The organism is Bacillus sp. FSL K6-6540 (assembly GCF_038007545.1).
Window position 1 is genome coordinate 4,895,397 of record NZ_JBBOXH010000001.1, and the last position, 12,361, is coordinate 4,907,757.

The 12,361-nt window shown below is 52.0% G+C and carries 11 protein-coding genes; 5 read left to right on the forward strand and 6 right to left on the reverse strand.

From position 1 onward, the window contains the following. Positions 1–231: 231 nt before the first annotated feature. Together MHH82_RS21635 and MHH82_RS21640 are read right to left on the reverse strand one after the other, a co-directional pair. Complete coding sequence (locus MHH82_RS21635; protein WP_015736402.1) at positions 232–1,290, reverse strand: FUSC family protein; 1,059 nt, start codon at positions 1,288–1,290, stop codon at positions 232–234. A gap of 107 nt (positions 1,291–1,397) precedes the next feature. Beyond that, on the reverse strand, positions 1,398–2,084 hold the full coding sequence (locus tag MHH82_RS21640; RefSeq protein WP_015736403.1) for a phosphatase PAP2 family protein: 687 nt from the start codon (positions 2,082–2,084) through the stop codon (positions 1,398–1,400). A 185-nt stretch (positions 2,085–2,269) separates the two neighbouring features. Between MHH82_RS21640 and MHH82_RS21645 the strand changes: the two genes are divergently transcribed. Continuing rightward, positions 2,270–2,914: an SDR family oxidoreductase gene (locus MHH82_RS21645; protein WP_036664020.1), complete on the forward strand. Its 645-nt coding sequence runs from the start codon at positions 2,270–2,272 to the stop codon at positions 2,912–2,914. Between the two features lie 168 nt (positions 2,915–3,082). Here the strand turns inward: MHH82_RS21645 and mnmH are convergent, their stop codons facing one another. Continuing rightward, positions 3,083–4,135, reverse strand: coding sequence for a tRNA 2-selenouridine(34) synthase MnmH (mnmH, locus tag MHH82_RS21650; RefSeq protein WP_015736405.1), 1,053 nt, complete (start codon positions 4,133–4,135; stop codon positions 3,083–3,085). A gap of 45 nt (positions 4,136–4,180) precedes the next feature. After that, positions 4,181–5,236, reverse strand: coding sequence for a selenide, water dikinase SelD (selD, locus tag MHH82_RS21655; RefSeq protein ID WP_397359298.1), 1,056 nt, complete (start codon positions 5,234–5,236; stop codon positions 4,181–4,183). A gap of 293 nt (positions 5,237–5,529) precedes the next feature. Between selD and MHH82_RS21660 the strand changes: the two genes are divergently transcribed. The 4 genes from MHH82_RS21660 to MHH82_RS21675 all read left to right on the forward strand — a co-directional run bounded on the left by MHH82_RS21660 (position 5,530) and on the right by MHH82_RS21675 (position 9,422). Continuing rightward, the gene (locus MHH82_RS21660; RefSeq protein ID WP_015736407.1) at positions 5,530–6,600 is read left to right on the forward strand and encodes a permease; all 1,071 of its coding nucleotides are present in this window, start codon (positions 5,530–5,532) and stop codon (positions 6,598–6,600) included. Between the two features lie 131 nt (positions 6,601–6,731). Beyond that, positions 6,732–7,904 (forward strand): peptidyl-prolyl cis-trans isomerase, encoded by a 1,173-nt coding sequence (locus tag MHH82_RS21665; RefSeq protein ID WP_015736408.1) that lies wholly within the window; start codon positions 6,732–6,734, stop codon positions 7,902–7,904. A 151-nt stretch (positions 7,905–8,055) separates the two neighbouring features. Beyond that, positions 8,056–8,400 (forward strand): LytTR family transcriptional regulator DNA-binding domain-containing protein, encoded by a 345-nt coding sequence (locus MHH82_RS21670; protein ID WP_009590070.1) that lies wholly within the window; start codon positions 8,056–8,058, stop codon positions 8,398–8,400. Between the two features lie 200 nt (positions 8,401–8,600). After that, positions 8,601–9,422 (forward strand): YwaF family protein, encoded by an 822-nt coding sequence (locus MHH82_RS21675; protein WP_340967823.1) that lies wholly within the window; start codon positions 8,601–8,603, stop codon positions 9,420–9,422. A gap of 98 nt (positions 9,423–9,520) precedes the next feature. Here MHH82_RS21675 and MHH82_RS21680 read toward each other — a convergent pair whose 3' ends face one another. After that, on the reverse strand, positions 9,521–10,513 hold the full coding sequence (locus MHH82_RS21680; protein WP_251497367.1) for an aldose 1-epimerase: 993 nt from the start codon (positions 10,511–10,513) through the stop codon (positions 9,521–9,523). Positions 10,514–10,627: 114 nt separating this feature from the next. Continuing rightward, positions 10,628–12,358: a glycerol-3-phosphate dehydrogenase/oxidase gene (locus MHH82_RS21685; RefSeq protein WP_340967824.1), complete on the reverse strand. Its 1,731-nt coding sequence runs from the start codon at positions 12,356–12,358 to the stop codon at positions 10,628–10,630. Positions 12,359–12,361 lie beyond the last annotated feature (3 nt).

The following is a 12,361-nucleotide window of genomic DNA, read 5'->3' on the forward strand; positions in this document are numbered from 1 at the left end:
ATATTCTAACCACATATCAATAATTTAATGACAAAGCATTGTTAATTATAGCAAGCTGCCGTACATAATTCAACATGAAATTTCAGTAACCGACCCGCCGGGGCGGTTTTTTTTATGTTCATATACCATACCATTCCCGAGCCTCAAATGCCAAACTTGCTGCTTGCTGAGATGTATAAAAACAGCCGATCAAATGTGAAATCTTGATCGGCATCCTCATGGCGAGCTCCCTTATTTTCGCAGCCACGAGAACATGGCATCCTCTTGCTCCTTATCATCCACGACTCGGCTGATTTGATCCGCCACCCGATTCAACCGGTCAAGCTGATAGCCGTAGTCGTACATGGAGGCGGCCACCACCGCCAGCCGGAGTCCGCCGGGATTTGAGCCGGGCCCGCACATCACCTGCTCCATGAAAGCTTCATTGTTCTCCGCCATGGTCTCGGCCTCATCCTCGTTCGGCTTAAGTTTATCTTCGAATTTCCACAAAATATGCTCATGGTACTTCATTAACCGCTCCAGATTGTGATCAAACTGTTCGTCGATTTCATCGGATCGATCCGCCTGGAAATAGTGGTTCTCCACCGCATCCAGCACTTCATACCCCTTGCGAAGGGATTGGAGCAGCTGCTTATACACCACGAGCTGTCTTGCTTGACTGTATTTCGCCCGCTTCAGCTTCTTCTGCTCTTCCTCAAACAAATTGTATTTGTCGGACAACGATTTGATGGCCGATTCCAGTTCTTTCTTCTCCGCACGGTAGACCGAATCCTTCATTTCATGGGAGATCGCCGTGCGCAGCAGCAGCGACATTTTGCCAAATACAATATGAATCCGCGTGATGTACTGTTCCTTCGGTTTCGGTGGAAACACAAGAATATTGATGAGGAATGCAGATATGATGCCGATAATCGTCAGAATAAAGCGATTGAGGGCAAAGTCCCATTGTCCGGAAGCTTCCATCACGGATATAACCGTAACAAGCGTAAGTCCGATGGTCTCGCCCATTTTCAGCTTCATGCAAATCATGATCACTAGAATACAGACCAAACCGACGGAAATCGGTTGATTCGATAAAAAATACCCTCCGAGCATGGCCAGAATCGCACCGAGCGTACTGGTCTGCAGCTGGTCCAGAAAATATCTCCACGACCTGTATATCGATGGCTGCATCGCGAAAATCGCGGCGATGGCGGCTACGACAGGTGATTTAAAGTCAAACAGCATGGCTAAATAAAGAGCCAGCGTCACGGCTAGGCCGGTTTTGAACATTCTTGCTCCAAACGCCACGGACAGCCCTCCTTACGCAACCCAATTTCACGTCTAAGCCTACACACCATGATACATACTCCTCCGTTTGAACCGCTATTACATGAATTACCCTTACGCTTCCAATGTTATGCAGTTTCTTCATTGACATCATCCGGGTTGGCCCGCTTCCCCATCCTTTTCTCGTAAGATCGGATCACGAACCCAAGCCAAGCGCAAGAAGCCAGATATCCGCCAATGATATCGCTCGGGTAATGGACGCCGAGATAGATTCGACTAAGTCCGATGCTTAGAATCATCACGATGGAAACGGCAATCAACGTCCCTCTCCCCGCTCTGCTGTCAATATGTCTCCACAACAAGTAAGCGAGCACGCTGTAGAACGAGAAGGCCCCCATCGAATGGCCGCTGGGATAGCTGTATCCCGTAATTTCAATCAGGCGGTTGATGTCCGGCCTTGCACGTTGAAACACCCATTTTAATAATAAATTCAGAATAGATGAACCGAAGACGACCACAATAAGGAGAAGAATCTCCTTGCGGTGGCCCAGAATCCAATATAGCACGGCGATCACGATCAGGCTTAACACGATCACCGGTCCGATGGAGCCTATGAACGACAGCCCGATGGCAATATCCGTAAGCAGCGGATGTTCAAGGGCTTGTACCGTCGTAATGATCGCCAAATCAAGCGCTGCCAGGCTTTCCCGCTTTACCAGCGCCGCCAGAATGACAAATCCGATGAAGCTGATCATCGATATGAGGAATATCCAGCGTTGTCTTCCTGAAGCAGGGTATATCTTCTCTCCGCTCAACTCTCTGTTCTCCTTTGACCTTGTTTCGAAACCGTGCGATTTGGTGAAAACAAGATAATATCATTTTCCTGTCATAAAGGAAAGTCCCAAAGGGATTACATGACAAATATCCCGTAGTCTATGTCAAAATCGCAGGGATTACTCTTTACGAGAATATATACCCAAAAGAAAAGGAGCATGTCATGATGAAGGTTCTAGTAGCCGGCGCGAACGGCCAGATTGGCAAACAGCTTACGTTTCTCCTGCATGAGCATGATGCCTATAGCGTAAAAGCCATGGTTCGGAGGGAGGAGCAGGCAGCCTATTATCGAGAAGCGGGAATAGAGTGCGTTATCGCGAATTTGGAAGGATCGGTCAAGGAACTGGCGGAAGCAGCACGAGATTGCCAGGCAGTGGTTTTCACGGCTGGTTCTGGCGGAGCTACCGGATACGACAAAACGCTGCTGATCGATCTGGACGGAGCCGTCAAGATGGTCGAAGCTGCCGAAGAGGCGAAGGTCCCGCGCTTTGTGATGATTAGCGCGATTGGGGCCCATCATCGAGAATCTTGGAACGGGGACATCAAACCGTATTATGCCGCCAAGCATTACGCGGATCGAATGCTTCGTCACAGCAGCCTCTCCTATACGATCATTCGTCCGGGAGGACTTTTGAATGAGCCTGGTACCGGCCGCATTACGGCTGCGGAGAATATCAAGGGCGGCTCGATTCCGCGCGAGGATGTGGCGAAAACGATCTTGTTGGCGCTGGACGAAGAACATACCTTCCGGCGTTCCTTCGACCTGATTTCAGGCGAAACGCCTATCTCGGAAGCTCTATCGTCACTCTAAGAGCATTTCATATTCAAAAGCAAAATCGCCCCTCAAGCAAAAGCGATACCTTCGTATCTGCTAATGCTTAAGGGGCGATCTATCGTTCTATTCGAATCAGGACCGGATCGCAAAATAAAGAGACACATTGGAACTCCTTCTCGTTACGCACTCAACCGATCCTGGCATTTACGCGCCTGTCTTGTGCAGCATTCGGCTTCGCAGTATGTCTTTTACGGCATCCACCGCTTCTTCTACCCGATCTACCGCCACAACGATAGGAGCGTTGTCCTCATATTGACTGAAGGAGTAATTATATTTGGGATCATAATAATGCTCAAGCAGCAGCTGTATTCCCTGAGCATACCTTCCCTCCTCCAAAGACTTGCCAATTTCCGCGGCGATCGGAGTGTGGATTCGGTTCTTGATTAATTGAAAGGCCGCCAAATATTGCTCTTTATAAGCCGCAGGGTTGTAATCCTCCAGTATCTGGCGAACACGCTCCGCCATCGGCAATTCCAACACGATGGCAACGCCCGACTCCTTCTTCTTCATTAGGAAATCGGGAACGACGATTTTGCCGATCCGTTTGCTCTCGGCCTCAAATAACAAATAAGGCGAATTTTCCAATTGCTTCAGCCGTTCAACCAATTCCGCATCGAAAGTCTTCTGATTGTTAGACTGCAGGCCGATATGCCCGAAGATCGAGCCGCGGTGGCCTGCGAGCCCTTCCAGGTCCACGACGGGGTAGCCTTCCTGCTGAAGCTGCCTTAGCACTGCCGTCTTGCCCGTACCCGTCAATCCGTGAAGGACAAACGCTTCCGCATCCAGACTCTTCTGCTCAAGCGTATCCAGCACATACTTCCGGTAAGCCTTAATCCCGCCGGTAATCCGATTGACATGGATATCCATCAGGGACAGCACCGTTGCAGCCGTCCGGCTGCGCATGCCGCCGCGCCAGCAATAGACCGCCTTATCTCCTTCGATCTCTTTGAACTGCTTCACGAAGCTGGGTAGCTTGGCCGACATGATGGCGAGCCCCCGCTCTTTGGCCGCATCCACGCTCACCTGCTTGTAAATCGTCCCGATCTCCGCCCGTTCTTCATCATTGAAGACCGGAATGTTCAGACTCCCCGGAATGGTGGAGTCCTTATATTCCGAAGGGGAACGGACATCAATCAAAGTAATCTTCTTGCTGTTTTGCAGTTCCAATAATTCTTTCACGGTGATGTCTTGAAACATGTCTGTTCGCTCCTTTATGGTTACACAAACAAAACCCGGCTCATGTTACGCCTCAACGACAATGCGATTCGGATGGTCATGTACGACTTCTCCGATTCTGCCGGCTTCCAGCCCGGCTTGGCGAAGCTCCGCCAGTAATGCTTCGGCCTGCGAGCCGTCAACGGCAATGAGCAGTCCCCCTGACGTCACGGCATCGCACAATATCCATTTATCGATCTGGTCCATGCTATCCGGGAAATCCACGTCGTCCTTCACGTGTTCATAATTGTTTTTGGTGCCGCCCGGAATGACGCCTCCGTCGGCCATTTCCCGAACCCTTTCCAGAATGGGAACGGAAGGCTTGGAAATCCGGATGCCCGTGCCGCTGCCTTTGGCCATTTCGAGCGCATGGCCAAGGAGACCGAACCCCGTCACGTCGGTGCAGGCATGCACATCATAAGGCTCCATCGTCTCGGCAGCCGTTTTGTTCAGTGCCGCCATGACGGCCGTAACGCGGCGAATCTCTTCTTCACCTAACAGATCCTTCTTGATGGAACTCGTCAGGATGCCCACGCCAATCGGCTTCGTCAGAATCAAGGCATCGCCCGGCTTGGCTCCGGCATTGGTTCTTACCCGGTCCGGGTGCACGGTCCCCGTTACGGCAAGGCCGAATTTCGGCTCTTTGTCATCAATGGAGTGTCCGCCAACCAGGGTAACCCCCGCTTCCTTCAATTTATCTCCTGCACCTCTCAAAATATCCGTCAAGACCTGCTTGTCCAGCGTCGATATCGGGAATGCTACGATATTCAAGGCGGTCAGCGGTTTGCCGCCCATGGCATAGATATCGCTGATGGCATTCGCCGCGGCCACCTGACCGAAATCATAAGGGTCATCCACGATCGGCGTAAAGAAATCGACGGTCTGCACCATGGCCAGATCATCCGTGAGACGGTATACGCCCGCATCATCGCTGGTATCCAGACCAACCAATAAATTAGGATTCGGCTCGGCTTGCGGAAGCTTGCGGATGACCTGCGCCAGATCGGCAGGTCCGATCTTGCAGCCGCAGCCTCCTTTGGAGGAATACGAGGTTAGTTTTATTTTGTCCGATTGACTCATCATGGGTCTTCCCTTCGTCTTAAGAGTGATTTTAGGCAAAGCACATGCAACAACCCCGGCGTGGATGCTTGGATAACGTCTCATCTACACCGGGGATCATCTGATATTCATCCGTTTAGCTAACACTTGTTCAAGCACACAATATCTATATTATATGAAATCGGCTGCTTCAAGTCTAACGGTCTTCCTATTTCTTGCAATTACCGGGAATATCTTTCTGCAACCTGCCAACAATGTGATATACTATTTGATTGGATATGTAAATCATTTCACGATACATCGGGGGAATACAGATTATGAATCACTCAAGCGACGGTGGAAGGGCCTTGAATCATACGGATCGCAGAAGAACCGTCTGGCTCATCACCATCTTCGTCATCATAGCAGCAACAGGCCTTACCTACGTGAAGTGGTGGCCTTACTACGATAAAGCGCTCAAAGCTATTATGGAGCACAGCATCGGCTCTTCCATATTAGGCATGGACCCTGGCGATGCCGCCCCTTCTTGGCAGGCAGCCTGGAATTATGCGCTCACCTATTTTAAAGCGGTTTGGAAAGCGGCGGTGCTCGGCATTCTGCTCGGGACTCTGGTCCAGTCGCTGCTGCCATCCCAATGGCTGCTTCGGGTCCTTGGCAAAACGACCTTCGGCAGCACGGCGATTGGAGGAATCGCCTCCATTCCGGGCATGATGTGCTCCTGCTGCGCCGCACCGATCGCGATCGGTCTGCGCAAGAAAAAGGTGTCGGTCGGCTCTGCTCTCGCGTTCTGGATCGGCAATCCAACCATCAATCCGGCGACGCTCGTCTTCATGACCTTTGTTTTATCATGGAAATTCACCGTGCTGCGATTGATCTTCGGCATCCTGCTAACCTTCGGCGTCAGCTACCTGGCAAACCGCTTCGCCAAGGAAGCGGATCCCGTGGAGATCGATGCGCCTCAGAGCACGGATCAAACCGATGAGCGTCCGCTGTGGAAACGCTGGTTAACCAGCATCGGGCAGATGCTGGTTCGGGTGGTCCCGGCTTACTTTATAGCCGTGCTGCTCCTTGGCGCCATGCAGGCATGGATGTTCCCGCATTTGGGAGCGGCAGCGGGGAACACGCTCTTGGCCGTCATCTTCTTCTCCGTGATGGGAATGCTGTTCGTCATTCCGACCGCGGCGGAAATCCCGATCATCCAGGCTTTTATGGCAGCAGGCCTGGGGGCGGGTCCGGCCGCGGCGCTGCTTCTGACACTGCCGGCTGTCAGTCTTCCGTCTCTGCTTATGGTGAGGCGTTCATTCCCTAAAAGAGTTTTGTGGTTTGTTACTGCCTCCGTCGTCCTGCTTGGGATTCTTTGCGGCGTGGCGGGAATGCTGATTCTGTAGGCAGGAACCACTTTTCCGTTTATATTTTCAATTTTTATTTTTTCTTAAGGTAAACCATAGGCTTATCTGGTAAAGTGATAAAAGAATGAACAACTCATTATTATATGCAGTCGAAGGGAGTCAATCATTACATGAAAGATAACGATTTGCAGCCAAACCATCCGGGACAGCCCGAGGATGATCAGGGACAAGCCCAAGAGAAAGAGAATAACCAACAAGATCAAGGCGGCTTGCCTCATGAAGAAGAAAGAATAGATTCCACCTATCCGGAGTCCGACGAGCTGTACAAGGATGAGAACGAACACCCAGCCGTTATGCATTCGGGAGATCAACCGCATTACGATGAACAGCCACCTGCAGATGGCGGCGGCAACGGAAGCAAAGGCTGGATGATCGCGTCGCTGGTTTTGGCGGCTGCCTTAATCGTCGTCCTGATCGTACCTCCGTTTGCCAAGGGATCCGGCAATGAAGCTATAGCTAAAGTCAACGACGTTAACATTACCAAGGATAATCTGTACGATGAGCTTGTCAGCGTAGGCGGCAAACAAACGCTGAATTCCATGATCACGGAGGAATTGATCCAGCAGGAACTGAAGAACAAGTCCATTACGGTGACCGATGCCGATGTGAATAAAGAAGTGGATGCGCTGAAGGCGTCCTTCCCTTCCGAGGAACAATTCAATATGGCTCTGCAGCAAAATGGCATGACGCTCGACAACCTGAAGGAGCAGACCAAAACCCAGGTTGAGCTTAAAAAGCTGATGGCCGACAAAATCAAGGTAACCGACGAAGAAGTCAAAGAAGTGTATGACCAAAACAAAGAAAGCTTCGCAACGCCTGAGCAGGTTCGCGCTTCCCACATCCTGGTTGAGACCAAGGAAGAAGCCGAAGCCATCGTGAAGCAGCTGAAGGAAGGCGCTGACTTCGCAACGATTGCTAAAGAGAAAAACCAGGATGCAACCAAGGATACCGGCGGCGACCTGAATTTCTTCGGACGCGGCGAAATGGACCCCGCATTTGAAGAAGCGGCGTTCAAACTGAAGAAAGATGAAATCAGCGAACCGGTGAAGAGCTCCTTCGGATACCACATCATCAAGGTTACCGATCGTAAGGAAGCAACGAATCCTACCTTGGAAGACAAGAAGGAAGAAATCCGCAGTCAGCTTGAGAACCAGAAGGTCTATGCCGAATCCACAGCCTACATTCAAGAGCTGAAGGATAAAGCTACCATCACGAATACCCTGGAAGAAGCTCCTGCTGAAGCTCCAGCAGAAGCACCGGCAGATGCTACAGAGACACCTTAACACCTACTGCACCTTGAACACCAGGCAAAGCCCCTGCCCTCGCGGTACGGGGCTTTTTTTCACGCAAAATAAAAAGTTCTTTAAACCCCAAGCAAAACATGTTAGAATGTAAGCGTTATCAAATGTTGATCTTGGAAAAGGGGGAAGCAGAATGATGAAGCACGTATCGGAATCCCGCAACATGTATGAGGACTTCGTGGTGGAGACAGACATTCTGTTCTTTAAAACCGGATCGCACGGTTTGGTCAGCTTTCACGGCAGGAACTATAATATTAAAAAGAGAATGACTGCCGAAAAAATCGCATCCCTGCTGTCCGGTAAACAGTTCTATCATGTCGGCGGCAACTGCTACGTCAACGTAGACAAAATAACTACGGTAGAGCAAGGCATCGTTTATTTCGGGGAAAAGGCGCCTTCCGCTAAACATCTTCGCATTCCCAGATGGAAGCAGGAATCGCTGAAGCGCCTGGTTGCTGAAGTCAAACAGCCGGTTTGAGCGAGCAGCGGCGTATACCTTGAATCTGGCGCAGGACAAGAGAAGATCCCGTATCCGTTACATTCGGAGGCGGGATCTTCTTGCGTTGGCATGATTTTAGCAGCCTTTTTGTTCTTGGCGTCTGTTCTACATAGATACATTAGCGACGCGGACGATTTCCTTCCCCAACGCGCTTCGGGTATATATGAATAACCCACATTATGGTAATATCGAATAAAATCTTATGTACATTCAAAAAGGAGTGGTCATGCATCGAATCCTATTTTGATCCGCAATACCCGGAAGCGTTTGCTGCCTTTTCCGTTGAACATTGGATAGCCATTGGCATATGCATCATCCTTGGCCTGCTGCTGTACCTGTTCAGGACTGCCATCGCCTCCAAGCCTTCTCTGCAAAAGACCGTAAGATGGGGCCTGCTCGCTGCCCTTGCGTTGCCAGAAGCTTCCCTTCATGTCTGGTATGTGTCAACGGGAATATGGGATCCAGCCACTTCGCTTCCCTTGGAGTTGTGCAGTCTGACCCTGTTCCTCTCCATCGCCATCCTGCTTACGGATAAACGCCGCTTATACCCGCTGGTTTACTTTGCGGGAATCGGGGGAGCCCTGCAAGCTGTATTAACCCCTAATTTGGGATACCCTTTTCCGCACTTCCGGTTCTTTCATTTCTTTGTTGTCCATGTCGCGATCATCATGACGGCATTGTACATGACATGGGTTCGGGGGTACCGTCCCACCTGGAAATCCATCGCCTGGACGATGGTCTTTCTTAACGTGTCCGCACTTTTAGTCGGTCTGGTCAACCTCGCTGTCGGTTCGAACTATATGTTCCTGATGCGCAAGCCGGATACGGCTTCGCTGCTCGATCTGCTGGGGCCGCATCCCGTTTATATTGTTGTAGAAGAACTTATCGCGTTATCGCTGTTCATCCTCATGCATGTCGCCTTCTTCGTCATCCCAGATCGGATGAGGCGCAGCCGCCGACGCAAACACGAGCCGGCTTCCTTGTCTTCGACAGGCGGTTGAACAAGGCATCAAACAAACATAAAGCGTATGGATCGTTAACACCCCTGTCGTTTCGGGTGCTTCCATCCATACGCTTTTTTAAGGAAGGGGCCCTTCCCCTAATTCTTAAGATACAAACGGGAGCTTGCCTCCCAAATCTCGCCCGGCGCCAAACCGAACAAACCGATCTCGTCCGCAGGCAAGTCCGTGTTCGGTGCATTAACCAGGTTGATCTGCGGTTCAGGACAGAAAAATTTGCGGGACGCCTTGCTGTTCCATACCATCCACTGCTTATACGAGTTGCCGACATCGTAAACGAATGTTTTGCCTAGCTTGGTATCCGTCAGCTCCATGCGGTTTCTGCCGTTTTGCGGAACGGCCGTATAATGGTTGTCCATCGAATCGAAATAGGGATTCACGCCGCTCGTGCGAAGCAGCTTTTCTTCTGCCGTCAGCGCTTGGAACTTGCCGGTCGGCAGCATCCGGTCGCTCATCTCCCACCGCTCGCCAATGGTGATTCTCACGACGCAATCATCCGCCGTGCTTTCCGGGGCAAAGGGAGCATTGATCGCCGTATGGAAGGCAAGTAGGCACGGCATGCTGCTGGTACCCTGATTACGTATAAACACATGCTGAGCCAAGCCGTCCTGATTCAGCGTGTAGCGAAGCCGGAAGGTGAAGCGATGCGGAAGCATGGCGTACACCGGATGATGCTCGTCAACCGTGACGGAGACCACCACATAACTCTCGGTCTCGCTGCTGCCATAATCCTCGACACTCCAAGGGGTCGTATGTAAAAAACCATGGAGGTGATTGCCCGTCTCTTCTTCATTTACCGGGAATTGATAGGTTTGTCCGTTCCAAGGAAACCGTCCGTCCTCATATCGGTTAGGCGGAAAGAGAACAGGAATGCCGTGAACGCCCGGACTGGCTTTGAACGCTTCCATTTCGTTCTCTTCTGGCTCGCGCAGGAACCGGTAACCGCTTACGTTATCCCTGAAAGCGATGAGATTGCCTCCGATTTCAGGCAATATCGCCGCTTCATAAGGGCCATGCTGGAGCCAAACCGCATGCTCTCCCTGATACGATCCTTCATACGCTTTGTGGTTCATCGGGTGATCTCTCCTCTCAAGTGTGAACGTATATAGATTATCATACCAGTGCCCTTACTTCTATATGTTCGGGGTAGACGGGCTGACCCATCCCCCCCTCTCACGGCCGACCGGTTAAGACGAAAGTTTGGCCTTTGAAGCATTTGGCGGAATCGGAGCCTGGGCCGGCGATTCGTTAGCGGCCGGCTGCGCGGCCGAAGCCAGCTCCTCATCCAGTTCCCTGGCGTACTCGGTTCTCTGCTGTTCGCTCCAGCCCAGTACGGTAGCCATATAATTGATCACGGGCACCTTCCATTTTCTCGTCCAGTCGATATGAAACAAGAGAGACCCCGTGCGACGGATAAAAAAGTCGGCCGGCTTCGATGCCATCTCATGCTCAATGGCATACATCAGCGGAACCAATACCGACACCGGAAGCGCCGATGCCTCCGCCTGATCGGAGCCTTCCTTGGCCAAGCGGAACAATTCCGCTGCGTTTGAGCCGTACATTCGCGCCCAGTGCTCGGCAAGCTTACGGTCAATTCCTTGCGCCGCGCCGATCTCCGTCTGCTTGCGGACAAAATCCGGGAATTGGCTGGAACCGCCAACCTGACCGCCGGAAATCGGCAGATTTTTCGTTACGCTGGCGCCATATGCCTTACCGCCGCTTTCTTGAATCCGTTTCGCTACCAGGTCAACGACGGTGTCCGCCATTTTCCGATACCCGGTCAGCTTCCCTCCCGCAATGGTGATCAGGCCGGAGGGGGATTCCCAAATTTCATCCTTGCGGGAAATTTCGGACGGGCTCTTGCCTTCCTCCAGAATCAGGGGCCGGACCCCGGCCCATCCCGATTCAACGTCTGCCGGACTTAGCTTTACGCCCGGAAACATATAATGGATGGCCTTCAAAATATAATCCCGGTCTTCCACCGTGATCAAGGGACGTACGGGATCCGCCTTATAAACCGTGTCGGTTGTGCCGACATAGGTTTTCCCGTCCCGGGGAATGGCAAACACCATCCTGCCGTCGGGCGTATCGAAATAGACCGCCTGGCGAAGCGGAAACCTGGATTGGTCGATGACCAGATGAACCCCTTTGGTCAGCTGAAGCATCTTTCCCTTCCTGGACTTATCCATTTCGCGCACTTGGTCCACCCAAGGTCCGGCCGCATTTACGATTTTGGTGCCGGAGACGGACTTCACAGCGCCGCCGAGCATATCCTTTACCGTAACCCCGGTAATCCGCCCATTCGCATCATAATTCAGCGACTCCGCCTTGGCGTAGTTAAACAGAACCGCCCCTCTGGCGGCGGCCGCCTTCATGACCTCCAGCGTCAGCCTGGCGTCGTCCGTCCGGTATTCCACGTAATAGCCGCCGCCCTTCAGGCCCTCCTGCTTCAGAAGCGGCTCCCGTTTTAACGTCTCGGAGGCGGACAGCATGGATCGCCGTTCTCCCCGCTTCACGCCGGCCAGGAAATCATACACCATTAAACCGATGGAGGTACTAAACTTCCCGAAGGTGCCGCCCTGGTGTATCGGCAGCAGCATCCATTCCGGGGTCGTTACGTGCGGCCCGTTCTCGTACACCACGGCCCGTTCTTTGCCTACCTCCGCCACCATGCCGACTTCAAACTGCTTCAAATACCGCAGCCCGCCATGCACCAGCTTGGTGGAACGGCTGCTCGTTCCCGCCGCAAAATCCTGCATTTCCACCAGCAGCACCGACATGCCGCGCGTGACCGCATCCAGTGCAATCCCCGCACCGGTGATTCCTCCGCCGATCACGATCAGATCGTAGGTACCCTCTGCTATTCGTTGAAATCGATGCCCGCGGTCCAAACTTGAAAACGACTGTGACTGCTCCACATT